The organism is Magnetospirillum sp. XM-1 (assembly GCF_001511835.1).
Lineage (GTDB): Bacteria > Pseudomonadota > Alphaproteobacteria > Rhodospirillales > Magnetospirillaceae > Phaeospirillum.
Window position 1 is genome coordinate 3,927,260 of sequence record NZ_LN997848.1, and the last position, 23,331, is coordinate 3,950,590.

24 protein-coding genes are annotated in these 23,331 nt (G+C 65.7%); 20 read left to right on the forward strand and 4 right to left on the reverse strand.

Annotated elements, in window-relative coordinates; all coding sequences use genetic code 11:
- The first annotated feature begins 40 nt into the window (after positions 1-40).
- From nifB to XM1_RS25055, 7 genes are all read left to right on the forward strand, one after another.
- On the forward strand, positions 41-1,531 hold the full coding sequence (nifB, locus tag XM1_RS18070) for a nitrogenase cofactor biosynthesis protein NifB (protein ID WP_068435950.1): 1,491 nt from the start codon (positions 41-43) through the stop codon (positions 1,529-1,531).
- Positions 1,532-1,549: 18 nt separating this feature from the next.
- Positions 1,550-1,738: a 4Fe-4S dicluster domain-containing protein gene (locus XM1_RS18075; RefSeq protein WP_068435951.1), complete on the forward strand. Its 189-nt coding sequence runs from the start codon at positions 1,550-1,552 to the stop codon at positions 1,736-1,738.
- Positions 1,739-1,762: 24 nt separating this feature from the next.
- Entirely contained in the window at positions 1,763-2,044 is a 282-nt protein-coding gene (locus XM1_RS18080) for a nitrogen fixation protein NifZ (protein WP_068435953.1), read from the forward strand.
- Positions 2,041-2,256 carry a putative nitrogen fixation protein NifT gene (nifT, locus tag XM1_RS18085; RefSeq protein WP_068435955.1) on the forward strand — a complete coding sequence of 72 codons (216 nt, stop codon included), beginning with the start codon at positions 2,041-2,043 and terminating at the stop codon, positions 2,254-2,256. Before XM1_RS18080 ends, nifT begins: the two co-directional genes overlap by 4 nt.
- Positions 2,257-2,279: 23 nt before the next feature.
- The gene (locus XM1_RS18090) at positions 2,280-3,134 is read left to right on the forward strand and encodes an SIR2 family protein (protein WP_068435957.1); all 855 of its coding nucleotides are present in this window, start codon (positions 2,280-2,282) and stop codon (positions 3,132-3,134) included.
- 38 nt (positions 3,135-3,172) lie between these two features.
- Positions 3,173-3,556: a 2Fe-2S iron-sulfur cluster-binding protein gene (locus XM1_RS18095; protein WP_068435959.1), complete on the forward strand. Its 384-nt coding sequence runs from the start codon at positions 3,173-3,175 to the stop codon at positions 3,554-3,556.
- A 232-nt stretch (positions 3,557-3,788) separates the two neighbouring features.
- On the forward strand, positions 3,789-5,810 hold the full coding sequence (locus XM1_RS25055) for a methyl-accepting chemotaxis protein (RefSeq protein WP_231920577.1): 2,022 nt from the start codon (positions 3,789-3,791) through the stop codon (positions 5,808-5,810).
- A 23-nt stretch (positions 5,811-5,833) separates the two neighbouring features.
- On the opposite strand, the gene XM1_RS18105 is transcribed toward XM1_RS25055, so the two are convergent.
- From XM1_RS18105 to XM1_RS18115, 3 genes are read right to left on the reverse strand one after another with little or no spacing between them, the layout of a single operon-like run.
- Positions 5,834-6,253, reverse strand: a complete 420-nt coding sequence (locus XM1_RS18105) for an ArsC/Spx/MgsR family protein (RefSeq protein WP_068438004.1) — start codon at positions 6,251-6,253, stop codon at positions 5,834-5,836.
- Positions 6,254-6,267: 14 nt separating this feature from the next.
- Positions 6,268-7,194 (reverse strand): ADP-ribosyl-[dinitrogen reductase] hydrolase, encoded by a 927-nt coding sequence (gene draG / locus XM1_RS18110; protein WP_068435961.1) that lies wholly within the window; start codon positions 7,192-7,194, stop codon positions 6,268-6,270.
- A gap of 11 nt (positions 7,195-7,205) precedes the next feature.
- Positions 7,206-8,021 carry an NAD(+)--dinitrogen-reductase ADP-D-ribosyltransferase gene (locus XM1_RS18115; RefSeq protein WP_068435963.1) on the reverse strand — a complete coding sequence of 272 codons (816 nt, stop codon included), beginning with the start codon at positions 8,019-8,021 and terminating at the stop codon, positions 7,206-7,208.
- Between the two features lie 313 nt (positions 8,022-8,334).
- Here XM1_RS18115 and nifH point away from each other — a divergent pair, with 313 nt between their 5' ends.
- The 12 genes from nifH to nifW all read left to right on the forward strand — a co-directional run bounded on the left by nifH (position 8,335) and on the right by nifW (position 19,241).
- Positions 8,335-9,228, forward strand: a complete 894-nt coding sequence (gene nifH / locus XM1_RS18120) for a nitrogenase iron protein (protein WP_172821973.1) — start codon at positions 8,335-8,337, stop codon at positions 9,226-9,228.
- Between the two features lie 66 nt (positions 9,229-9,294).
- Positions 9,295-10,758 (forward strand): nitrogenase molybdenum-iron protein alpha chain, encoded by a 1,464-nt coding sequence (nifD, locus tag XM1_RS18125; protein WP_068435967.1) that lies wholly within the window; start codon positions 9,295-9,297, stop codon positions 10,756-10,758.
- 98 nt (positions 10,759-10,856) lie between these two features.
- Positions 10,857-12,392 (forward strand): nitrogenase molybdenum-iron protein subunit beta, encoded by a 1,536-nt coding sequence (nifK, locus tag XM1_RS18130; protein ID WP_068435969.1) that lies wholly within the window; start codon positions 10,857-10,859, stop codon positions 12,390-12,392.
- Between the two features lie 206 nt (positions 12,393-12,598).
- On the forward strand, positions 12,599-13,978 hold the full coding sequence (gene nifE / locus XM1_RS18135) for a nitrogenase iron-molybdenum cofactor biosynthesis protein NifE (RefSeq protein ID WP_068435971.1): 1,380 nt from the start codon (positions 12,599-12,601) through the stop codon (positions 13,976-13,978).
- A 4-nt stretch (positions 13,979-13,982) separates the two neighbouring features.
- Positions 13,983-15,341, forward strand: a complete 1,359-nt coding sequence (nifN, locus tag XM1_RS18140; RefSeq protein ID WP_068435972.1) for a nitrogenase iron-molybdenum cofactor biosynthesis protein NifN — start codon at positions 13,983-13,985, stop codon at positions 15,339-15,341.
- 52 nt (positions 15,342-15,393) lie between these two features.
- Positions 15,394-15,813 (forward strand): nitrogen fixation protein NifX, encoded by a 420-nt coding sequence (gene nifX / locus XM1_RS18145; RefSeq protein WP_082700596.1) that lies wholly within the window; start codon positions 15,394-15,396, stop codon positions 15,811-15,813.
- A gap of 106 nt (positions 15,814-15,919) precedes the next feature.
- Positions 15,920-16,366, forward strand: coding sequence for a NifX-associated nitrogen fixation protein (locus tag XM1_RS18150; RefSeq protein WP_068435976.1), 447 nt, complete (start codon positions 15,920-15,922; stop codon positions 16,364-16,366).
- Between the two features lie 27 nt (positions 16,367-16,393).
- Entirely contained in the window at positions 16,394-16,690 is a 297-nt protein-coding gene (fdxB, locus tag XM1_RS18155) for a ferredoxin III, nif-specific (RefSeq protein ID WP_068435978.1), read from the forward strand.
- A gap of 64 nt (positions 16,691-16,754) precedes the next feature.
- Positions 16,755-17,375, forward strand: coding sequence for a nitrogen fixation protein NifQ (locus tag XM1_RS18160; RefSeq protein ID WP_068435980.1), 621 nt, complete (start codon positions 16,755-16,757; stop codon positions 17,373-17,375).
- A 78-nt stretch (positions 17,376-17,453) separates the two neighbouring features.
- Positions 17,454-17,792 (forward strand): iron-sulfur cluster assembly accessory protein, encoded by a 339-nt coding sequence (locus XM1_RS18165; RefSeq protein ID WP_068435982.1) that lies wholly within the window; start codon positions 17,454-17,456, stop codon positions 17,790-17,792.
- A 10-nt stretch (positions 17,793-17,802) separates the two neighbouring features.
- Positions 17,803-18,936 carry a homocitrate synthase gene (gene nifV / locus XM1_RS18170; protein ID WP_068435984.1) on the forward strand — a complete coding sequence of 378 codons (1,134 nt, stop codon included), beginning with the start codon at positions 17,803-17,805 and terminating at the stop codon, positions 18,934-18,936.
- Positions 18,933-19,241 (forward strand): nitrogenase-stabilizing/protective protein NifW, encoded by a 309-nt coding sequence (gene nifW / locus XM1_RS18175; RefSeq protein ID WP_068435986.1) that lies wholly within the window; start codon positions 18,933-18,935, stop codon positions 19,239-19,241. The genes nifV and nifW overlap by 4 nt, the downstream gene beginning before the upstream one ends.
- 208 nt (positions 19,242-19,449) lie before the next feature.
- Here nifW and clpB read toward each other — a convergent pair whose 3' ends face one another.
- A complete protein-coding gene (gene clpB, locus XM1_RS18180) occupies positions 19,450-22,041 on the reverse strand; it encodes an ATP-dependent chaperone ClpB (protein ID WP_068435988.1) in 2,592 nt (863 codons plus the stop codon).
- A 487-nt stretch (positions 22,042-22,528) separates the two neighbouring features.
- On the opposite strand from clpB, the gene XM1_RS18185 reads away from it, so the two are divergent.
- On the forward strand, positions 22,529-23,200 hold the full coding sequence (locus tag XM1_RS18185) for a Crp/Fnr family transcriptional regulator (protein ID WP_231920578.1): 672 nt from the start codon (positions 22,529-22,531) through the stop codon (positions 23,198-23,200).
- Positions 23,201-23,331 lie beyond the last annotated feature (131 nt).

The following is a 23,331-nucleotide window of genomic DNA, read 5'->3' on the forward strand; positions in this document are numbered from 1 at the left end:
GCAGAGGAACCGGCATAGACCCCTGACGAGGAGGCCGCCGGTGTCTGGCAACGTCATCTCTCTCTCCAGCATCGTCCGTGGACCCATGGTCCCCGCCGAAGCTCCGGCCGCGCCCACCGGCGGCTGTTCCTCCAAGTCCTGCGGGTCGGATGCGGGCCAGGGCGACATGCCCGCCCACATCTGGGACAAGGTCAAGGACCACCCCTGCTATTCCGAGGAGGCGCATCACTACTTCGCCCGCATGCATGTGGCGGTGGCGCCGGCCTGCAACATCCAGTGCAATTACTGCAACCGGAAATACGACTGCGCCAACGAATCGCGCCCCGGCGTGACCAGCGAGAAGCTGTCGCCTGAGCAGGCGGCGCGCAAGGTGGCGGCGGTGGCGGCCAAGGTGCCGCAGCTTTCGGTGCTGGGCATCGCCGGTCCGGGCGATTCCATGTTCGACTGGAAGAAGACCTCGGCCACCTTCCGCGAGGTGTCCAAGCTGCTGCCCGACCTCAAATACTGCGTCTCGACCAACGGCCTGGCCCTGCCCGACCACCTGGACGAGCTGGCCCAGCACAACATTGACCACGTCACCATCACCATCAACATGGTCGACCCCGAGATCGGCGCGCTGATCTATCCCTGGATCTACTTCAAGGGCAAGCGCTACACCGGCATCGAGGCGGCGCGCATCCTGCACGAGCGCCAGATGGAGGGCCTGGAGGGGCTGACCGCGCGCGGCATCCTCACCAAGATCAACTCGGTGATGATCCCCGGCATCAATGACCGGCACCTGATCGAGGTGAACCGGGAGATCAAGGCCCGCGGCGCGTTCCTGCACAACGTCATGCCGCTGATCTCCGACCCAGCCCACGGCACCGCCTTTGGCCTTTCCGGCCAGCGCGGCCCCAGGCCCGCCGAGTTGAAGGACCTGCAGGACAAGCTGGCCGGCGGCGCCAACCTCATGCGCCACTGCCGCCAGTGCCGCGCCGACGCTGTGGGCACGCTGGGTGAGGATCTGTCCCAGGACTTCACGCTGGACAAGCTTCCGGAAGTGGCCGCCGCCTTTGATCCCGAGCCCCGCCGCCTCTACCGCGAGGTGGTGGAGCGCGAGCGCGCCGACCGCGCCAAGGCGCTGGCCGGCGCCGAGGCCGAACTGGCCGAGACCGTCATAGAGGCTCCGCCCAGGCTGGTGGCCGTCTGCACCAAGGGCGGCGGGCGCATCAACCAGCATTTCGGCCACGCCAAGGAATTCCAGATCTTCGAGGTGGATGCCAAGGGCGTGCGCTTCTCGGGCCATCGCAAGGCCGACAATTACTGCGTCGGCGGCTATGGCGACGACGACAAGCTGGACGTGGTCCTGGCCGCGCTGGAGGGCATCGACACGGTGTTCGTGGCCAAGATCGGCCGCTGCCCCAAGGACGACCTGAAGAAGGCCGGCATCGAGGCCATCGATGCCTACCCCTTCGACTACATCGAGACGGCCGTGGCCGGCTGGTACGCCCAGCGTTTCGGCCAGAATTCCGACACCGCTGAAATTGCCTAGAGAGAACAGGAGAACATCATGGCTCTGAAGATCATCGCCTCCGAATGCACCACCTGCGGCGCCTGCGAGTTCGAGTGCCCCAACGCCGCCATCTCCATCAAGAATGACGTCTACGCCATCAAGGCGTCGGGCTGCACCGAGTGTGACGGCGACGCACCCAAATGCCAGGCGGTCTGCCCGGTCGAGGGCTGCATCGTCCAGGGCTGACCTTCCACCAGAAAGGGTGCCGTCATGAGCGAAGATGCGAATTTCGAGCTGTGGGACAAACCCCTTTACGAGCGCGGCGACAAGGTCACGGCGCTTCGGGACGTCCGCAACGACGGCACCTATCCCGGCTCCCGGATCGGCGAGTTCCTGATCCGCAAGGGCGAGGTGGGCTACGTCACCCAGGTGGGGACCTATCTCAACCGCTTCTACGTCTATGCCGTGGACTTTCTGGAGGCTGAGCGTCTGGTCGGCATGCGCGCCCATGAACTGGAGCGCGCGGAAGAAGAAGAGAGGAAGGCGTCATGAAGGTCATGCTGCGCAAGGTCGGCGAGAAGTACGAGATCTACGTCCCCAAGAAGGACCTGGAGGAACTGGTCGTCGAGTCCGAGAAGGAAGGCATCTGGGGCGGCACCATCAGAATCGCCAACGGCTGGACCTTCGCCATGCCCGACATGCCGCCGGACACCAGGCTGCCCATCACGGTGGACGCCCGCAAGCTCAGCGGCGACGACGACTGAGCCCAGGCAGGAGGCCCGCGACCATGCTCGACTCGCCCAAATCCCTGCTCGCCGAGATCGGCGCCGAGATCGCCGCCGGCAATCTCATCCCCTTTCTGGGGCCCGACTCGCTGCGGATGGAAGCCGAGCCGCCGGTGCCGGTGGGCGCCCGCGCCCTGGCGCTGGCCTTGGTCGCCAAGGTGGGCGTGCCCGGCCGCATCAAGAATAACCTGTGGCATTCCGCCCAGTACATCGAGACCCACAAGCACCGCATGACGCTGGACCGGCTGATGGCCGGCTTCTTCCAGCCGGTGCCCGAGCCCAACGCGCTGCACCGCTGGCTGGCCGGGCTGCCCCGTCTGCCCCTGGTGGTCGACACCTGGTATGACGGCGCCATGAAGGCCGCCTTCGAGGCGGCGGGGCGCGGCAACTGGGGCATCGTCCAGGGCTGTTCCAAGGCCCGGCGCCTGGACGGCGGCGTGTGGACACGGGCGGTGTCGCCCGATGGTGCCACCGTCGGCGACGACGTGGCCGACGGCTGGCGGACGGTGCTCTACAAGCCCCACGGCGCCGCCCAGCCCACCGGCGACGTGCTGGTGTCGGATTCCGACTATGTGGAGGTGCTGACCGACATCGACATCCAGACCCCCATTCCCCAGGTGGTCAAGGACCGGCGGACGGGACGCGGCTTCGTCTTCCTGGGCTGCCGCTTCTACGACCAGATTCTGCGCACCTTTGCCCGCCAGATCGCCAAGCGTTCGGGCGGGCCGCGCTACGCCGTGGTGCCGGACGACCTGACCCGCAACGAATGGAAGTTCCTGGAGACCGAGGGCATCACCCCCGTCACCCTGCCGCTGGCCGAGGCCGTGGCGCTGATGAGCACCGCACGGCCAGCCTGACCCGCCGCCACACACCCCCCCTGGAGAGAGGAACACCCATGGCCAACGTTACGTTCAGCGCCCCCACCCTGGAAAAGGACATCACCGTCTATGCGGTGGCGGGCGACAACAAGACCCTGCTGGGCGTCGCCAAGCAGCACGGCGTCAAGATCCCCTGCCAGTGCGAAAACGGCGAATGCGGCTCGTGCCTGATCAAGGTCACCATCCTGGACGACAAGCGCCCATCCGGCATCCATCTGACCGAAAAGGAGAAACTTACCCTTTCGGTCAATGGCAAGCTGACCAAGGCCCAGCTGGCCGACACGGAGACCAACGACATGCCGCCGCCCTACCGGCTGGCCTGTCAGTACATCGTCCGCAATGAGGATATCCTGGTGGAATTTTCGGGCGAGCCGGGCGTCGAGATCGATCTGCGGCGATAGGTGGCGGAAGCTTGCAGATCGAGAAGGGGCGTCCCCGGCGGGGCGCCCCTTCATTCTTTCCAGCCGGGAAAACCTTATTATTCGAATGATAAATCTATACACCTGCGTATATGCGAGTTTGTCCCATATAGCCACGATATCATTTTCGACATAATTTCTATGTCCTTGCATTTCCTTAGTTCAGCCCTAGGGGCCAAAGGGAATGAACATATATTTATAATGGATGATTAGTATGGCCTTCGAACAAACCCTGTCAGGTATATCCGTCAAAACCCGGATCTTTCTGGGCTTCGGTCTGGTTCTGGGCCTGCTTGGCCTCGTCGCCGCCATCACCTCCAGCGGATTGCGGTCCGGCACCGCCGAGGTGGGGCGCTACGCCAAGGTCAGCGACAACACCGTACGCGTCGCCACCATGGTCGGTAATTTCACCGAAGCTCGGCGCAATGTCCGCATCTATGCCACCGAGGGCACGGATTCCGCTGGCGTCACCGCCCGGGCCAAGCTCGAAGAAGTGCGCAAGACCCTGCCCCAGGCCATCGCCGAGACCATCGACCCCACCCGCCTGGAGAACCTGCGCAAGATTTCCAGCAGCATCGAGGCCTACGCCGCCAATTTCGAGAAGGCCGCCCTCGCGCGCGTGGAAAAGGAAAAGCTGATCACCGAGCAGTTACCCGTGTTCGGCGCCCAGTCCAAGGACGCGCTGACCGCCATCATCGGCCCGGCCATGGTGGAAGGCGATTACGAAGCCGCCGCGGTGACCGGTCAGGCCATGGAGCACCTGCTGAACGCCCGCCTGCTGGCCAGCCGTTTCACCGCCACTCCCACGCCGCAGCTGGCCGAAGCCTCCCGCAAGCAGCTGGCCGCGTTCATCAAGACCGCCCAGGGCCTGGAAGGCCGCCTTCGCGACGCCAACCGCCGCCAGCAGGCCAAGGCCGCCGGCGCCGCGGCCGAACGCTATGGCGCGGCGCTCGAGCAGTTGATCGCCGACACCCTCGTGGTGGATCAGCTGGTCAACGGCATCATGCGCCAGGAGGCCGCCGAAATCGCCCAACTGGCGGGCGAGACCATGAAGTCCCAGGCTGCCGCCCTGGACGTCATGGAGCACGAGACCTCCGGCGCCCTGAGCCGCTCTGCCACCTTCAGCTTGATCCTTTCCCTGGGCGCCCTGGCGGTCGGCATCGTCCTTGCCGTACTGATCGCCGGCTCCATCGTCAAGCCGGTCCAGGCCATGACCGCCACCATGTCCAAGCTGGCCGCTGGCGAAAAGAGCGTGGAGATTCCCGCTACCGCCAACCGCGACGAGATCGGCGAGATGGCCCGCGCCGTCCAGGTATTCAAGGAAAGCATGATCCAGGCCGAACGCCTGGAGGCCGAGGCCCGCGCCGAGCAGGAGCGCGAGGTTGCCCGCGGCCGCAAGCGCGAGCTGCTCACTGCCGATTTCGACGTGATGATCCGCCGGGTGATCGCCAAGGTGGACTCGACGGTGCAAAGCGTCCACTCCACCTCCACCAGCCTGCACGCCGCCGCCGAGCAGACCTCGCGCCAGAGCGCCGCCGTCGCGGCGGCCGCCGAGGAGGCCACCGCCAACATCCAGACCGTGGCCTCGGCGGCCGAGGAACTGGGCGCCTCCACCCACGAGATCAGCCGCCGGGTCCAGGACACCACCCGTATCACCCAGGAAGCCGTGGACGGGGTGCAGACCGCCGACGCCACGGTGGAGGGCCTGTCCACCGCCGCCCAGAAGATCGGCGAGATCGTCAGCCTGATCAACGACATCGCGGCCCAGACCAACCTGCTGGCCTTGAACGCCACCATCGAGGCGGCGCGCGCCGGCGAGGCGGGCAAGGGCTTCGCCGTCGTCGCCAACGAAGTGAAGCACCTGGCCACCCAGACCGCCAAGGCCACCAGCGAGATCGCCGAGCAGATCGGCGGCATCCAGACCACCACCCAAAGCGCCGTCAACGCCATCAAGACGGTGGGCGCCGCCATTGCCCGGGTGGACGAGGTGGTGTCCTCCATCGCCGCTGCGGTCGAGGAGCAGAACGCCGCCACCCAGGAGATCGTCCGCAACGTCCAGGAAGCCGCCAACGGCAATCACGAGGTGACCAGCAACATCTCGGAGGTGTCGTCCGCCGCCCAGATGACCGGCGAGATGGCGTCCAACATGTACAAGGTGGCCGAAACCCTGGAGGAATCCGGCACCAGCCTGGGCAAGCACGTGGAGACCTTCCTCTCCAGCGTCAAGGCGGTGTGATCAGGGGGGCGGGGAAACCCGCCCTACCGCCCGGGGAGCGAGCAGATTCCGTCGCTGCGCGGACAGGTCTCCGGGATGGGCTCGGCGGTGCGGGCCAGGCCGATCCAGTCGGCCACCGCCGCCTCGTCGAAGCCGGCCATGTGGCGGCCGCCGCTTTCCATCAGGGGGCGGCGGATCAGCAGCGGGTCCAGACACATCTCGGCCAGCGCCTCGTCGGCCGGCATGGATTCCGGCACCACCGCCCCCGACTTGACACGGGGAGCGGCGCGGTTGAACCACTGCGCCACCGGCAGCCCCTCGAAGAACGGCCGAAGCCCCTCGGGGGTCCAGCCCTGGGCGCGGATGTCCAACGCCACCACGTCGTGTCCCGAACGCGACAGCAGCTGCTTTTGCCGGGTGTTGTTGCTGCAGCCCGGCTTTTCGTAGAAGACGACCAGAGCCATCATCCGCTTCTCCCTTATGCCTTGTTCTTGAGCCTGTCCGCCACGGCCAGCAGGGCCGGAACCTGGGCGCGGATCTCGTCGGCGACGCCCTTGTCCAGCTTGCCCGCCCAGGCCGACGGTATCTCCCGCACGCCATAGGTGGCCCCCGCCAGCATGCCGGCGATGGCCCCCGTGGTGTCGGCGTCGCCGCCCTGGTTGACCACCTCGATCAGGCAGTTGCGGAAGGAATCGGTCAGGAAATAGAAGTGCAGCACCGTCTGCATGGTATCGACGATGTAGGCGGTGGACTGGCCGCGGAAGGTCTCGAACTTGAAGCATTTGTGCTTCTCGACCAGGGCGTTGGCCTCGTCGCGCGCCGCCTTCATGCCCTGGCCCGTCACCAGCGCCTGGGTCATGCGCCCCAGCGCCAGGGTGGCGTCGTCGGACAGAGGGTGGTTGTGGGTGATATGGCTCTGGGCCAGGGTCCACCCTTCCAGCAGGTCGGGACGATGCAGGGTGGCCAGGGCGATGGGCAGATTGCGCATGGCCGCGCCGTTGCCGGCATCGCCCTCGCAATAGCCGCCATCGAGCGTGCCATGGGTCATGAAACGGCGGATGCCGCGCCGGCAGGTGTTGCCCACGTCCACCGGCCCGGTCTTCAGCCAGGCGGCGAATTCCTCGCATACGTTCTTGAGGTCCAGTTCCTGCCTGGCGATCAGCGAGCGGCCCAGACACAGGCTCATCTCGGTGTCGTCGGTGACCTGGCCCGGCGCCAGGTGCAGCCAGCCCCCGCCGATCATCTTGCGGTGCAGGCCGTACTTCTCGCGGATTTCCCCCTTGGTCAGGAACTCGACGGTGGCCCCCAGGGCGTCGCCGACGGCGAAGCCCAGATAGGCGCCGAGCGCGCGCTCCTCCAGGCTTGGGCCGGACGACGGTGATCGGTCGAGGAATGGCAATCGCATGGGAAATCCAATCAGAAATAGGCCGCGGCGACCTGGTAATCGCCACCGATCACCAGATACTCGCCCTCGCCCTTCAGGGGATGGACGGGCAGCAGGGTGTTGAAGAACAGAATCTTCACCGCCGGCACCCGGGCGGTGAGGATGGTGTCGCCGAAGCAATCGGCGACCGTGCGGTCCGACGAGAACGACGCAAGGTTGTTGAGGCGCATCACCACATTCTTGCGGTCCAGGCGCTCGACCACCTGATGCTCGTCAAAGGAATTGACGCCCCGGTACAAGGTGAGATGCCGTTCGCCCGGCGCGGCGAAGCGGGCCAGCGCCCACTGGCAGAACTCGTAGAGCATGTCGAGCTGGCAATAGATGGAGTTGTTGTGGAAGCGGCTCGACATCTTCTCGTCCACATAGCTCGCCCAGCCCTGGGTCGAGAAGCGGGTAATCATCTCCTTATGAAAGGTGGGGAACAGCCCGAAGCGGCTTTCCACCCATCCCTTCAGCACGGCGCCTTCCGGTCCGTTGGAATCGTAGCCCCATCCCTTCAGGAGGCGCAGGAAGCTGGAACGGTAGCGCCGCCGCGAGCCCTTCAGTTCCTCCTGCTGCTCGGGATCAATGCCGAACATGGCCATCATGTACTTGTAGAAGGCGTCGCCGGCATCCATCAGGCCGTCCGACTGCCCCAGCATCTCGAACAGCTGGCCGTTCATCTCGCGCACGCCGGAAATGTGCAGCTCGCGCGGATCCTCGTTGAAGGCCGCCGACCCCAGCAGGCTGGTGGACAGGCCCATCAGGTTGGTGCTGTGGCCGATGGAATGCGCCCGCGCGTCGTTCATGAGCCGTCTTGATCCCCGTTGTTCGGAACCGGTTCATGCAAGTTCCATACCTTCCGCCGGGCAAGGGCGGGGAGAGTTGAAAACCCCCGATCCTGTTGGGGTTGCAACACAGCAACGGGGCTTTGTCGGATTCCGCACAGACGCACAAAAAGCGGGCAGATGCCCAGCACGCCTCAGCATCACATTGTTTTCATTGATTGAAATTTTCTCGCTGCGCCGCACACAGACTTGGCACGCCCGTTGCGATGAGCAGGCCAGTGGCGGTGGCCCAGTCCTCGCCGAGCAAATTTTGAAGGCCAACCAGCGAAAGGAAATTCCCATGGTTCGTCAGATCGCTTTCTACGGCAAGGGCGGTATCGGCAAGTCCACCACCTCGCAGAACACCCTGGCCGCTCTCGTCGAGATGGGTCAGAAGATCCTCATCGTCGGCTGCGACCCCAAGGCCGACTCCACCCGCCTGATCCTCAACACCAAGCTGCAGGACACCGTGCTGCATCTGGCCGCCAAGGCCGGCTCGGTGGAAGACCTCGAGCTCGAGGATGTGATGAAGATCGGCTACAAGGGCATCAAGTGCACCGAGTCGGGCGGGCCCGAGCCGGGCGTCGGCTGCGCCGGCCGCGGCGTCATCACCGCCATCAACTTCCTGGAAGAGAACGGCGCCTATGACGACGTGGACTACGTGTCCTACGACGTGCTGGGCGACGTGGTGTGCGGCGGCTTCGCCATGCCCATCCGCGAGAACAAGGCCCAGGAAATCTACATCGTCATGTCCGGCGAGATGATGGCCCTGTTCGCCGCCAACAACATCGCCAAGGGCATCCTGAAATACGCCGGTTCGGGCGGCGTCCGCCTGGGCGGCCTGATCTGCAACGAGCGTCAGACCGACCGCGAGCTGGAGCTGGCCGAGGCCCTGGCCAAGAAGCTCAACACCCAGATGATCCACTTCGTGCCGCGCGACAACGGCGTGCAGCACGCCGAGCTGCGTCGCCAGACCGTCATCCAGTACGCGCCCGATTCCAAGCAGGCCGGTGAGTATCGCGCCCTGGCCCAGAAGATCCATGCCAACGGCGGTAAGGGCACCATCCCGACCCCGATCACCATGGAAGAGCTGGAAGACATGCTGCTCGAGTTCGGCATCATGAAGTCCGACGAGCAGGCCCTGGCCGAGCTCGAGGCCAAGGAAAAGTCGCTCTGCAGCGCGGGCTGATCCACAGGTAAACGGCGGGCCCTCCTAAAGGGTGGAGGGCCCACTCAAGCACTGAAGGAGAGGGCCATGAGCCTCGATTACACCAACGATACCGCCGCCGCCGAGGCGCTGATCAAGGAAGTCCTTGAAGCGTATCCGGAGAAGGCCGCCAAGCGCCGTTCCAAGCACCTCGCCGTCGCCAAGCCGGCCGAGGAGGAAGGCGCCACCAATTGCGGCGTCAAGTCGAACATCAAGTCCATCCCCGGCGTGATGACCATCCGCGGTTGCGCCTATGCCGGCTCCAAGGGCGTGGTGTGGGGTCCCATCAAGGACATGGTCCACATCTCCCACGGCCCCGTCGGCTGCGGCCAGTATTCCTGGTCCCAGCGCCGCAACTACTTCAACGGCACCGTCGGCGTCGACTCCTTCGTCACCATGCAGGTGACGTCCGACTTCCAGGAACGCGACATCGTGTTCGGCGGCGACAAGAACCTGGACGCCATGATCGACGAGCTGGACACCATGTTCCCGCTCGCCAAGGGCATCTCCATCCAGTCCGAATGTCCGATCGGCCTGATCGGCGACGACATCGAGGCCGTCGCCAAGAAGAAGCACAAGGAAACCGGCAAGACCATCGTTCCGGTGCGCTGCGAAGGCTTCCGTGGCGTGTCCCAGTCGCTGGGCCACCACATCGCCAACGACGCCATCCGCGACTGGGTGTTCGACAAGCCCGCGCCCGAAGAAGCCTTCGTTCCCGGCCCCTACGACGTCAACCTGATCGCCGACTACAACATCGGCGGCGACGCCTGGCCGTCGCGCAAGCTGCTGGAAGAGATGGGCCTGCGGGTCATCGGCATGTGGTCCGGCGACGCCACCCTGTCCGAGATGGCGCGTGCGCCGAAGGCCAAGCTGAACCTCATCCACTGCTACCGGTCGATGAACTACATCTGCCGCCACATGGAAGAGAAGTACGGCATCAAGTGGGTGGAATATAACTTCTTCGGCCCGAGCCAGATCGCCACCAGCTTGCGCAAGATCGCCGCTCAGTTCGACGAGACCATCCAGAAGAAGGCCGAGGAGGTCATCGCCAAGTACCAGCCGCTGGTCGACGGCGTCCTGGCCAAGTACAAGGCCCGCCTGGAAGGCAAGACCGTGATGCTGTACGTGGGCGGCCTGCGTCCCCGTCACGTCGCCAACGCCTACGAGGACCTGGGCATGAAGATCGTCGGCACCGGCTACGAGTTCGCCCACAACGACGATTACCAGCGCACCGGCCATTACGTGAAGGAAGGCACGCTGATCTACGACGACGTCACCGGCTACGAGCTGGAGAAGTTCATCGAGCAGATCCGTCCCGACCTGGTCGGCTCGGGCATCAAGGAGAAGTACGCCACCCAGAAGATGGGCGTGCCCTTCCGCCAGATGCACTCGTGGGACTACTCGGGCCCCTATCACGGCTATGACGGCTTCGCCATCTTCGCCCGTGACATGGACATGGCCATCAACAGCCCGGTCTGGAGCAAGTTCAAGGCCCCCTGGAAGGCCGCCTGAACCTCCCTTCCTGACCTGTAACGCGTTGTTTTGCTTTAACTCCTCCCCGCGTACCGCCCAATACCCGGGGGCGCGGGGAGTTGAGAAGGAGAGAAGTCATGCCTCAGAGCGCCGAAAAGACCAAGGACCACGTCACGCTGTTCAGCGAGCCCGAATACACGACCATGTTCGCGGAAAAGAAGGCCCAGTTCGAGTGCCGCCCCACGGACGACGCCGTCGCCGCCCAGGCCGAGTACACCAAGAGCTGGGAATACCGGGAAAAGAACTTCGCCCGTGAAAAGGCCGTCATCAACCCGGCCAAGGCCTGCCAGCCGCTGGGCGCGGTGTTCGCCGCCCAGGGCTTCGAGGAGACCATGCCCTACGTGCACGGCTCCCAGGGCTGCGTCGCCTATTTCCGCTCGCACCTCGCCCGCCACTTCAAGGAGGCGGTGCCCTGCGTCTCCGACTCCATGACCGAGGACGCGGCGGTGTTCGGCGGCCTGACCAACATCGTCGACGGCCTGCAGAACTCCTACACCCTCTACAAGCCCAAGATGATCGCCGTCTCCACCACCTGCATGGCGGAAGTCATCGGCGACGATCTGTCGGCCTTCATCGCCACCGCCAAGGAGAAGGAATCGGTCCCGGCCGACTTCGCCGTCCCCTTCGCCCACACCCCCTCCTTCGTCGGCAGCCACACCACCGGCTACGACAACATGATCAAGGGCGTGCTGAACTACTTCTGGGACCGCGAGAAGGGCGAGCTGGCCCGCGGCGCGGTCACCGAGAAGATCAACATCATCCCGGGCTTCGACGGCTACGCCGTCGCCAACAACCGCGAGCTGAAGCGCTACATGGACACCATGGGCGTCGAGTACACCTTCATCTCCGACGTGTCGGACATCTACGACACGCCTTCCGACGGCACCTACCGCATGTATGACGGCGGCACCAAGCTGGACGACGTGCGCACCGCCATCGACGCCAAGGCGACCATCGGCCTGCAGCACGACTGCTCGGTCAAGTCGCTGGAATACATCGGGACCAAGGGCCAGCCCACCGCGACCTTCCGCTATCCCATGGGCGTGGGCGGCACCGATGCCCTGCTGATGAAGATCTCGGAACTGTCGGGCAAGCCCATCCCCGAGAGCATCGAGAAGGAGCGCGGCCGTCTGGTCGACGCCATCGCCGACAGCCAGGCCTACCTGCACGGCAAGAAGGTGGCGCTGTTCGGCGACCCCGACTTCGTCTACGGCATGGCCGCCTTCCTGCTGGAAATGGGCTGCGAGCCGCTCCACTGCCTGTCCACCAACGGCGGCAAGGAATGGACGGCGGCCATGGAAGCCCTGCTGGCCTCGTCGCCCTTCGGCGCCGGCTGCAAGGTCTACGCCGGCAAGGACCTCTGGCACATGCGCTCGCTGCTGTTCACCGAGCCCACCGACCTGCTGATCGGCAGCTCCTACGGCAAGTACCTGGAGAAGGACACCGGCATCCCGCTGATCCGCCTGACCTTCCCCATCTTCGACCGTCACCACCACCACCGCTTCCCCACCCTGGGTTACCAGGGCGCGCTGCGGGTCCTGGTGGAGATCCTGGACCGTATCTTCGAGGTCACCGACGCCTCGAGCGATATCTCCTTCGACCTCACGCGCTGATCTCCCAACCCTTCCAGAAAGCGTGTGAGGACCGCCCCGGAGAGGAACCCGCCCTCTCCGGGGCTTCTCATTTTGTCCGACACCCGTCCTGTCGCGAATCCGACAATCCCACTCTCGCGCCCGACCGTCTCCAGCATTTCCGCCATTTTCCAGGATGGCACGGCCCTTGCGAGACGGAGTTCAAACCGTTTCAAGCGAGGCCCAAGATGCTGAAGGCCAAGATCGCCGAACTGATGAACGAGCCGGGTTGCGCCAAGAACCAGGCCAAGTCCGAGGGTGAGCGCAAGAAGGGCTGCGGCAAGTCGCTGGTGCCTGGCGCGGCGGCCGGCGGCTGCGCCTTCGATGGCGCCAAGATCGCGCTGCAGCCCATCACCGACGTGGTCCATCTGGTCCACGGCCCCATCGCCTGCGAGGGCAATTCCTGGGACGGCCGCAATTCGTGGAGCACCGGCGGTGACCTCTACCGCCGGGGCTTCACCACCGATCTCACCAACCTGGACATCATCGCCGGCGGCGAGAAGAAGCTCTACAAGGCCATCAAACAGGCCATCGCGCGGCACAAGCCGCCCGCCGTGTTCGTCTATCAGACCTGCGTCGGCTCGCTGATCGGCGACGACGTGGACGCCGTCTGCCGCGCCGCCACCCAGCGCCTTGGCACCCCGGTCATCCCCATCAACTCGCCGGGCTTCGTCGGCTCGAAGAACTTAGGGAATCGCTTAGGGGGAGACGCCCTGTTCGAGCACGTCATCGGCACGGTAGAGCCCGACGATGCCGGCCCCTGCGACATCAACATCCTGGGCGAATACAACGTGTCGGGCGAGCTGGACCAGTTCCGCCCGCTGCTGGCGAAGCTCGGCATCCGGCTGCGCGCCTCCATCACCGGCGACGCCCGCTACCGCGAGGTGGCGGCGGCCCATACGGCCAGGGCCAACATGGTGCTGTGCTCCCAGGCCCTGGTGACCCTGGCCCGCAAGATGAAGGAGAAGTGGGGCATTCCCTATTTCGAGGGCTCGTTCTACGGCATCTCCGACACCTCGGACGCCCTTCGCAACATCGCCCGCATGCTGGTCGAGCGCGGCGCCGATCCGACGCTCACCGCCCGCACCGAGGCGTTGATCGCCGAGGAGGAGGCCAAGGCCTGGGCCCGGCTCGAGCCCTACAAGGCGCGTCTTTCGGGGCGCAAGGTGCTGCTCTACACCGGCGGCGTCAAAAGCTGGTCGGTGATCCAGGCCCTGCAGGAAGTGGGCATGGAGGTGGTGGGCTCCTCCGTCCGCAAGGCCACCGAGGCCGACAAGCACAAGGCGCTGGAGCGCCTGGGCGGCGACGAGGACAAGCTGGCCGATTCCATCACGCCCCGGGACATGTACGCCATGTTCAAGGAGGGGCGGGCCGACATGATGCTGTCGGGCGGACGCTCGCAGTTCGTGGCGCTCAAAGCCCGCACGCCCTGGATCGACATCAACCAGGAACGCCACCACGGCTACGCCGCCTATGACGGCATGGTCGCCCTGGTGCGCGAGATCGACCTGTCCATCAACAGCCCCATCTGGGCGCAGGTGCGCGCCCCCGCCCCCTGGGAGGCCTAAGACCATGGCCCTGATCATCGACCACAACAAGGCCCTGTCCACCAGCCCCCTCAAGGTCAGCGCCCCCTTGGGCGCCGCCCTGGCCTTCATGGGCATGAAGGGCTGCCTGCCCATGTTCCACGGCTCCCAGGGCTGCACCGCCTTCGCCCTGGTGATGATGGTGCGCCACTTCCGCGAGGCCATTCCGCTGCAGACCACCGCCATGAACGAGATCAGCACCATCCTGGGCGGCATGGACCAGGTGGAGGAAGGCCTGTTGAACATCGCCAAGCGCGCCAAGCCGGAAATCATCGGCCTGATCTCCACCTCGCTCACCGAGACAAGGGGTGAGGACATGGCCGGCGACGTCAAGGTGATCCGGGCGCGCAACAAGGAGCTGTCCGACATCGCCGTGGTGGACGTCTCGGCCCCCGATTTCTCCGGCTCGCTGGAGACCGGCTGGGGCAAGGCGGTGACCGCCATCATCAAGTCGCTGGCGCGGCCTGCCGGCAACCACGCCAGGCTGGACCGCGTCAACCTGCTGCCCGGCGCCCATCTCACCCCCGGCGATGTCGAGGCACTGAAGGACATCATCGCCGATTTCGGGCTGGAGGCCATGGTGCTGCCCGATCTGTCGGACTCGCTGGACGGCCACGTGCCGGATGCCTACACCCCCACCACGCTGGGCGGCACCCCCATCGCCGGGGTGCGCGAGATGGGCCGGGCGCGGCTCACCATCGCCATCGGCGAGCACATGCGCATCGCCGCCAAGACCGCCGAATCCATTACCGGCGTGCCCTCCATCGTACTCGACCGGGTCACCGGCCTGGACGCCGTGGACCGGCTGATGGTCTGCCTGTCCACGGTGGCGGGCGTCCCCGTTCCCGCCCGCCAACGCCGCGCCCGCTCGCAGCTGGTCGATGCCATGCTGGACGGCCATTTCTATTTCGGCGGCCGCTCCATCGCCATCGCAGCCGAGCCCGCGCTGCTGTGGAGCATGGGCAAGCTGGCCACCGACATGGGCGCCACCATAGCCGCCGCCGTCACCACCCAGCCCGTTCCCATGCTGGCCGAACTGGCGGCCGAGCGGGTGATCGTCGGCGATTTCGAGGATCTGGAGGACCAGATCCTCGAAGCTGGCGGCGCCGACCTGATCATCGCCAATTCCAACGGCCGCCAGGTGGCGGCCCATCACGGCATTGCGCTGTTCCGCGCCGGCTTTCCGGTATTCGACCGCTTAGGAGCCGCCCACCTGACCAGCGCGGGCTACCGGGGCACGCGGGACCTGATCACCCAACTGGGCAACATCTTGATGGAGCGCCCCGGACACGCCCACCCGCCGTCGGAGCACGCCCATGGCCACCAGAGTGCTGCGGCTGGTTGATCCCGCCGCGCCCCCTCACCAGGGATCGAGACCGAAGATCAAAGGAGGTCACATGAGAATCGCCGTCGCCACCCAGGACCGCCAGCGCGTGGACGCCCATTTCGCCAGCGCCAAGACCTTCATGTTCTACGACATCGGCCCCGAGGGGCACACCTTCCTGGAAGCCGTGCAGTTCGACAACGTCTCGGCCGAGGACGGCAACCACAAGGAAGACGGCGAGGACCGCCTGGCCGCCAAGATCAGCGCGCTGGAAGGCGCGTCGCTGCTGTTCTGCCGCGCCATCGGCGGCCCGGCGGCGGCCCGCGTGGTCCGCGCCCGCGTCCACCCCATCAAGCTGCCGGCCGACGAAGCCATCTCCGACGTCATCGACCGGGTGCGCACCATGCTGAAGGGCAATCCGCCCCCCTGGCTGCGCAAGGCCATGCGCGACGGCGAGGCCGGCGACGAACGCTTCGTCGACGATGACGATTGAGGAGGAACCCCACCTCCCCCTCTACCGTCATGGCCCCCCGGATCAAGTCCGGGGGGTGACGAAAAGGAGGGAGCGGAACCTTCTCTCATCACTAAGGAGCACCAGCATGACCGCCACCACCACCCAGGACCCGTTCATCAAGACCCTGCTGATGTTCATCCGCGCCCACGACCAGTCGGGGGCCTGGGAAGCCGAGCCGGACGAGGCCGTGCTGGCCCCCTATATCCTGTCCAAGGAGCAGCGCCGCGAAATCCCTCTGTTCGGCGATCCCGACCCGGACATCCTGTGGCGGGTGGAGCAGTACTTCAACGCCATCGCCATGGCCATCGAGACCCAGTCGGGCCACGCCGTCGCCCCCATCATGAAGATCCATCACGAAGGCTGGGGCCGGGTGATCCTCACCGCCGGCAAGCTGGTGGCGGTCAATTCGTATATGCGCGAGCTGCACCGCTTCGGCTTCGACTCGGCCGAGGAGATGAGCGCAAAAGCCGCCAAGATCATCGCCGAGGGCGTCGCCACCATCGCCAGGTTCCCCGACGTCGCCGCCGCCTAAAATCCTCGCAAACAAAGGAACAACACCATGTCGCTTCGCACCTTTTCCACCCGCGACGGATCGCCCTGGGTCCCGAAATACCTCACCGCCATCTCCGACGAGCTGTGCATCGGCTGCGGCCGCTGCTTCAAGGTCTGCACCCAGGCGGTCATGAAGCTGATGGGCATCAACGAGGACGACGAGATGTGCGACCCCTTCGACGATTCGGAAGAGATCGTGCGCAAGGTTATGACCATGGACAAGGGCGGCAGCTGCATCGGCTGCGGCTCGTGCAACGCGGTATGCGGCACCAACGCCCAGACCCACGAGGCGGTGCCGGCCTGACCGTCGCGCCCCCCCGAACCGCTTTCGGGGGGCGCCGCATCACCAAGGAAGGGAGGACAGCATTATGGCCAAGGAAACCTATTCCCGCCTGATGTCCGGCCGGGGAAGCGGCGATCCTTTCGACCGCCATCTATTCGCCTGCGCCATCGCCATGGTCCTGTCCAGCCCGGGCGAGAGCCTGACCACCGGGCTTGGGCTTTCCGAGGAAAGCCTGGCCGCCCTGGTGGGACGGCACTTCCCCCAGGCGCCGGGCCTGCTGTCCGGCCTGTCGCTGTCGGGCCACGGCGACGAGGCCCTGACCATCGAGGAGCCGGACCTGCGCGCCCTGCTGCTGGAGCACCGGACCCGCGGCCTGATCGAGGAGGAATGGCTGGCCCATATCGTGGCGCGACGCTCTCTGGGGGCCAACCACCTGTGGCAGGATCTGGGCCTGACCAGCCGCGCCGATCTGTCGGGGCTGATGCGCCGTCACTTCCTCGGTCTGGCCGAGCTGAACAGCCGCGACATGAAGTGGAAGAAGTTCTTCTACCGCGAACTGTGCCAGCGCGAAGGCGTCATGATCTGCAAATCGCCCAATTGCGAGGTCTGCACCGACTACGCCCATTGCTTCGGGGCCGAGGACGGCGTGGCGCTGCTTGTCGCAAAGCCGACATTGTCGGATTCCGTCCCGGCAACTATCGTTTAGTTTCAATACATTATCACTTGGCACCCTTCTTGCTGATCCAGGTTCACGGACATTCCATCCCGCAAGGAGGACAAAGTCATGATGAACCTGACCGACAAGGCCGTCGACGTCATCCGCGAGGTCTGCAACGGCGAGTTCCAGGGTCTTCGGATCATGGTCAACAAGGGCTGTTCCGGCTTTTCCTACAACATGGGCCTGGAGGAAGCCGCCGCCGAGGGCGACGCGGTGCTGGAATTCTCCGACGTGAAGGTGTTCCTTGATCCCGGCTCGGCCCTGTGGCTGACCGGGGCCACCATGGATTACGTGGACAATTCCTCCATGGGGTCGGGCTTCGTGTTCGACAATCCCAACCAGCCCCCCGCCCCCACCGCCACCTCGGGCGGCGGCTGCTCCTGCGGCATCAAGACCTGCGGCTAGGAGAACGGCCATGCCCCCCTGTGTCGTCATGAACGACACCACGCTACGCGACGGCGAGCAGACCGCCGGGGTGGCGTTCAGCCTGGACGAGAAGCTGGACATCGCCCGGGCGCTCGACATCGCCGGCGTGCCGGAGATCGAGGTGGGCATTCCCGCCATGGGACCCGAGGAACAGGCCGCCATCGCCAAGGTGGCCGGTCTTGGCCTCAAGGCCCGGCTGATCGCCTGGTGCCGCATGCTGGGCGACGACCTGGAGGCGGCGGCGGCCTGCGGAATCGCCACCGTCAACCTGTCCATTCCCGTCTCCGACCTGCAGCTGGCCGCCAAGCTGGGCCGCGACCGCGCCTGGGCGCTGGACCATATCGGCATCATGGTGGCCAAGGCCCGCACCATGGGCTTCGAGGTGCTGGTGGGCGGCGAGGACAGCTCGCGGGCCGATCCCGCCTTCCTGGCCGAGGTGGTCAGGGCCTGCGAGGCGGCCGGGGCCCAGCGTTTCCGCTTCGCCGACACGCTGGGCATCATGGACCCCTTCGCGGTGCATGACGCCTTTCGGGCCTTGCGCGCCGCCTGCTCCATCGAGCTGGAAATCCACGCCCACGACGATCTGGGACTGGCCACCGCCAATTCCCTGGCCGCCGTGCGGGGTGGCGCCACCCATGTCAGCACCACGGTCAACGGCCTGGGCGAGCGGGCCGGCAACGCACCGCTGGAGGAAGTGGTGGTGGCGCTGGACCATCTCTACGGACGGGAAACCGGCATCGACAAACGCCAGCTGGGCCGCGTGTCGCGACTGGTGGCCGACGCCTCGGGCCGCCCGGTGCCGGTATCCAAGCCCATCGTCGGCGAGAACATCTTCACCCACGAATCCGGTATTCACGTCAGCGGCCTGCTCAGGGACCCCCGCACCTATCAGGCGCTCGACCCCGCCGAGCTGGGGCGCGGCCATCGCCTGGTTTTGGGCAAGCATTCGGGGTTGACCTCGGTGCTGCACGCCTGCCGCGAGATCGGCCTGGAGGTGGACGCACCTCTCGCCCGCGCCATGCTGGCCCAGGTGCGCCGCCACGCCTCGAATACCAAGACCGTTCCCACCGCCGACGACCTGCGCCGCTTCGCCGGCACCGCCCTTACGGGAGTTCCGTCATGATCATCGACACCCTCGCCGCCCTGTCGTCCGCCGAACAGTTCTTCGAGACCCTGCGGGTTCCCTTCGACGCCTCGGTGGTCAATGTCAGCCGCCTGCACATCCTGAAGCGCTTCAAAGAAGTGCTCGGCAGCACCGATCTGGACGGCCTGGCCGAATACGAGGTGGAGGCGGTGTGCCGCGCCGCCCTGATCGAGGCCTACGAGGATTTCGCCGAAGGGCGCGGCGCCAAGACCTTCAAGGTCTTCAAGGACGCCCATCCCGGCTTCGTCGCCTTGAGCGACATCCGGCCCGTGGCGGCGCGGTAGGCTCTCAACGCCCCCCCCCAAAAAGGCGATCGGGCCGACGCTTTCGCGTCGGCCCGACCAGACCGGTACTCCCGGGGGGGATGGGGGGGGAGAGGAGCACCGGCAAGACTTAGAATTTGGCTTCTAGCACGACCGGGAAAAGCTGCGCCACAAATTCAGCTACCGCATACCGGAATAGCAGCTATGTCCTTCCGTGCAGGTAGGACATTCACACCTGATCGCCTGTAATTCTTCCGTTCAGGAGGAGCCCGCCCTCGGCGGCCGTGACCCTCACGGTGTCGCCGTCCTTGACCGCGCCTTCCAGAATCTGCCCCGCCAGGGGGTTCTGCAGGGCGCGCTGGATGACCCGCTTCAAGGGACGTGCGCCGTAAACCGGGTCGTAGCCCTTTTCCGCCAACCATTCCATGGCGTTGCCGTCCAGGTTCAGGGTGATCTTGCGATCGGCCAGCAAGGCGCGCAGCCGCTTGAGCTGGATATCGACGATGCCCGACATGTCGCCGCGCCCCAGACGGTGGAACAGCAGGATCTCGTCCAGGCGGTTGAGGAATTCGGGGCGGAAGCTGGCGCGGACCACCTCCATGACCTCGGCGCGGACCTCGGCGGAATCGTGGCCTTCCTCCTGATTGGCGAGGATTTCCGAGCCCAGGTTGGAGGTCAGCACGATCAGGGTGTTGCGGAAATCCACGGTGCGGCCCTGGCCGTCGGTCAGCCGGCCGTCGTCCAAGACCTGCAGCAGCACGTTGAAGACGTCCGGGTGGGCCTTTTCCACCTCGTCGAACAGGATCACCTGATAGGGCCGGCGGCGCACCGCCTCGGTCAGCGCGCCCCCTTCCTCGTAGCCCACATAGCCGGGCGGCGCGCCGATCAGGCGGGCCACCGAGTGCTTTTCCATGTACTCGCTCATGTCCATGCGGACCATGGCGGTCTCGTCGTCGAACAGGAACTCGGCCAGGGCCTTGGTCAATTCCGTCTTGCCCACGCCGGTCGGCCCCAGGAACAGGAACGAGCCAATGGGGCGGTTGGGGTCCTGCAGACCGGCACGCGCCCGTCGCACGGCGTTGGAGACGGCCACCAGCGCCTCGTTCTGGCCCACCACCCGGGTCTTGAGGCGGCTTTCCATGCCCAGCAGCTTGTCGCGCTCGCCCTGCAGCATCTTTTCCACCGGAATGCCGGTCCAGCGCGACACCACGGAGGCGATGTGCTCCTCGGTCACCGATTCGGTCAGCATGCGGGTTCCCGTCCCGCCGCCGCCCTCGATGCGCTTTTCCAGATCGGGGATGACGCCGAATTTCAGCTCGCCGGCCCGGGCCCAGTTGGAGGCGCGTTCGGCGTTGGCCAGTTCGATGCGGGCTTCCTCCAGCTGTTCCTTGACCTTGGTGGAATCGGCCAGCTGGTTCTTCTCCGCCCGCCAGCGCTCGGACATGTCCGAGGATTCGCGCTCCAGCTGGGTCAGTTCCACCTCCAGCTTGCCCAGGCGGTCCTTGGATCCGGCGTCGCTTTCCTTCTTCAGCGCTTCGCGCTCGATCTTCAGTTGGACGATGCGGCGGTCCAGCTCGTCCAGGGCCTCGGGCTTGGAATCGATCTGCATGCGCAGCCGCGACGCCGCCTCGTCCACCAGGTCGATGGCCTTGTCGGGCAGGAAGCGGTCGGTGATGTAGCGGTTGGAAAGGGTCGCCGCCGAGACCAGGGCGCCATCGGCGATGCGCACCCCATGGTGCAGCTCGTACTTCTCCTTGAGGCCGCGCAGGATGGAGACGGTGTCCTCCACCCCCGGCTCGGAGACGAAGACCGGCTGGAAGCGCCGCGCCAGGGCGGCGTCCTTCTCCACGTGCTTCCTGTACTCGTTCAGCGTGGTGGCGCCGATGCAGTGCAGCTCGCCGCGCGCCAGGGCCGGCTTCAGCAGGTTGGAGGCGTCCATGGAGCCTTCCGCCGCCCCCGCCCCGATCAGGGTGTGCATCTCGTCGATGAAAAGGATGACTTCGCCATTAGCCGCCGTCACCTCGGTCAGCACCGCCTTCAGGCGCTCCTCGAACTCGCCCCGGAACTTGGCCCCGGCCACCAGGGCGCCCAGGTCGAGGACCATCAGGCGCTTGTTCTTCAGGGTCTCGGGCACGTCGCCGTTGACGATGCGGCTGGCGAGGCCTTCCACGATGGCGGTCTTGCCCACGCCGGGCTCGCCGATCAGCACGGGATTGTTCTTGGTGCGGCGAGAGAGAACCTGAATGGTGCGCCGGATCTCCTCGTCGCGGCCGATCACCGGATCAAGCTTGCCGTCACGCGCCGCCTGGGTCAGGTCGCGGGCGTATTTCTTCAGCGCGTCGTAGCCGTCCTCGGCCGACGCCGAATTGGCCTTGCGGCCCTTGCGCACCTCCTCGATGGCATGGTTGAGGCCCTGGGGCGTCAGCCCGGCATCGGCCAGCGCCTTGGCTGCCGGCGTGCCGGTGGCGAGCGTGAGCGCCAGCAGCAGGCGTTCGGCGGTGACGAAGGAATCGCCCGCCTTGTCGGCCAACTGCACCGCCTGATCCAGCAGGCGGGCCAGTTCGGGCGTCAGGTGGACGCCGCCGGCGCCGGGGCCTTCCACCTTGGGGATCTTGGCCAGTTCGGCCTCGACGCCCTTCAGCGCCCGGGCGGGGTCGCCGCCGGCGGCGCGGATCAGATTGGCGGCCAGGCCTTCCTTGTCGGCCAGCAGAACCTGGGCCAGGTGTTCCGGCGTCAGGCGCTGGTGGCCGCTGCGCAGCGCCAGGGTCTGAGCCGATTGAATGAAGCCCTTGCAGCGTTCGGTAAACTTCTCGAAATCCATGTTTGCCCTCATCGTTCGAGCGGCGGCTGGACCATCCCTTAAGATAGGCAACGATCCAGGCGTTTGTCTTGGCTCCGCTTGATATGGAGCATTTCCCGAGCGCCGCAAGCGCGCCGTACGGGCCCCATGACGAATTCGTCAAATCCCTCATGGAGAATATGGTTGAAGACCATTTCCACCGCTTCCAAAATGCAGACCACACGGGGTTCAGGGCCGCGATTCCATCGAGAATCGTTAAAATTCACCACAAAATGTAATCTCGCCGTAATCTTGGACACACCATGACATTTGCCCACTTTTTGCACTGCGAAAGAGTAGGCCGTCCGTATAATTTTAGAACTATTCCTTATCGAATATTTTTTTCTTGATTTGAATCGCCAATCATCCTGACATCTGCCGTGCTATATTCCTGATGAGGGAGAGCCGAATGGGCGCGTCAAAGACTTGCAGCGGATGTGAGGCGTGGTCCTCGCCTCGACGCGAGCCGATGCGCGACGTGCTTGGCAAGCGCTGCCCCTTTCCGACCCTGTCATCCCGGTTTTCCCTCGGCAAGGGCAAGAACCTCTATCACCAGGGCGATCTGGTGGGGGGCGCCTACAGTCTGGCCACCGGCATGGTGGCGCTGGAGCGGGTGGACGAGGAAGGCGAACTGGTCATCCTCAAGATCCTCCACCCCGGCGCCTTCTTTCCCTGCGCCAACATGCTGGGCGGCGGCATCCATGAAAGCTCGGCCCGCGCGCTGACCGAAATCTCCGGCTGCTTCGTACCGGCCGAGCGCCTCAACACCGCGCTGCAGGAGGATCCGACCGTCGGTCTGGCGCTGCTGCGGCTCAGTTCGGCGGAAATCCGCGAGAACGAGGACGCCATCTTCCGCCTGTGCAGCACCGACCTGCCCGACCGGGTGCTGTCCACCCTGGCCACCCTGGCCACCGAAACCGGCGGCCGCGACGCCAACGGCGACCTGTCGCTCACCCTGCCCATCTCGTGGCGGGATCTGGCCGCCATGGTGGGAACCGGCCCCGAGGTGATCTCGCGGCTGCTGCGCCGTCTGGCCGATGCCGGCCGCCTCAGCTTCCACGGCCGCCACGTCACCCTGCACGCCGAGCCGTCCCGCCACATTCCCCTGTCCGGCCACGGCGGCCCGCTCTCCTATTCCTGACCCCGCCATCCTGCCGTCAAACCGCGCCCCGCCGGGGCTGCGGTAATCCGATATTGCATTCCCATCAATGCGTGGTTAGTTTATTTGACCATTCCGCCTTATAAGGTCGTTATCATGGACCAGGCGGCATC

Bases quoted from the DNA above. Each gene is read 5' to 3' on its own strand.
- nifT (WP_068435955.1), top strand. From the start codon at position 2,041: ATGAAGGTCATGCTGCGCAAGGTCGGCGAGAAGTACGAGATCTACGTC.
- fdxB (WP_068435978.1), top strand. From the start codon at position 16,394: ATGTCGCTTCGCACCTTTTCCACCCGCGACGGATCGCCCTGGGTCCCG.
- draG (WP_068435961.1), bottom strand. From the start codon at position 7,194: ATGCGATTGCCATTCCTCGACCGATCACCGTCGTCCGGCCCAAGCCTG.
- XM1_RS18095 (WP_068435959.1), top strand. From the start codon at position 3,173: ATGGCCAACGTTACGTTCAGCGCCCCCACCCTGGAAAAGGACATCACC.
- nifK (WP_068435969.1), top strand. From the start codon at position 10,857: ATGCCTCAGAGCGCCGAAAAGACCAAGGACCACGTCACGCTGTTCAGC.
- nifD (WP_068435967.1), top strand. From the start codon at position 9,295: ATGAGCCTCGATTACACCAACGATACCGCCGCCGCCGAGGCGCTGATC.
- XM1_RS18105 (WP_068438004.1), bottom strand. From the start codon at position 6,253: ATGGCTCTGGTCGTCTTCTACGAAAAGCCGGGCTGCAGCAACAACACC.
- nifW (WP_068435986.1), top strand. From the start codon at position 18,933: ATGATCATCGACACCCTCGCCGCCCTGTCGTCCGCCGAACAGTTCTTC.
- XM1_RS18165 (WP_068435982.1), top strand. From the start codon at position 17,454: ATGATGAACCTGACCGACAAGGCCGTCGACGTCATCCGCGAGGTCTGC.
- XM1_RS18160 (WP_068435980.1), top strand. From the start codon at position 16,755: ATGGCCAAGGAAACCTATTCCCGCCTGATGTCCGGCCGGGGAAGCGGC.
- XM1_RS18150 (WP_068435976.1), top strand. From the start codon at position 15,920: ATGACCGCCACCACCACCCAGGACCCGTTCATCAAGACCCTGCTGATG.
- nifX (WP_082700596.1), top strand. From the start codon at position 15,394: ATGAGAATCGCCGTCGCCACCCAGGACCGCCAGCGCGTGGACGCCCAT.
- XM1_RS18115 (WP_068435963.1), bottom strand. From the start codon at position 8,021: ATGAACGACGCGCGGGCGCATTCCATCGGCCACAGCACCAACCTGATG.
- XM1_RS18185 (WP_231920578.1), top strand. From the start codon at position 22,529: ATGCGCGACGTGCTTGGCAAGCGCTGCCCCTTTCCGACCCTGTCATCC.
- XM1_RS18080 (WP_068435953.1), top strand. From the start codon at position 1,763: ATGAGCGAAGATGCGAATTTCGAGCTGTGGGACAAACCCCTTTACGAG.
- XM1_RS25055 (WP_231920577.1), top strand. From the start codon at position 3,789: ATGGCCTTCGAACAAACCCTGTCAGGTATATCCGTCAAAACCCGGATC.
- nifV (WP_068435984.1), top strand. From the start codon at position 17,803: ATGCCCCCCTGTGTCGTCATGAACGACACCACGCTACGCGACGGCGAG.
- clpB (WP_068435988.1), bottom strand. From the start codon at position 22,041: ATGGATTTCGAGAAGTTTACCGAACGCTGCAAGGGCTTCATTCAATCG.
- XM1_RS18090 (WP_068435957.1), top strand. From the start codon at position 2,280: ATGCTCGACTCGCCCAAATCCCTGCTCGCCGAGATCGGCGCCGAGATC.
- nifE (WP_068435971.1), top strand. From the start codon at position 12,599: ATGCTGAAGGCCAAGATCGCCGAACTGATGAACGAGCCGGGTTGCGCC.
- nifN (WP_068435972.1), top strand. From the start codon at position 13,983: ATGGCCCTGATCATCGACCACAACAAGGCCCTGTCCACCAGCCCCCTC.
- XM1_RS18075 (WP_068435951.1), top strand. From the start codon at position 1,550: ATGGCTCTGAAGATCATCGCCTCCGAATGCACCACCTGCGGCGCCTGC.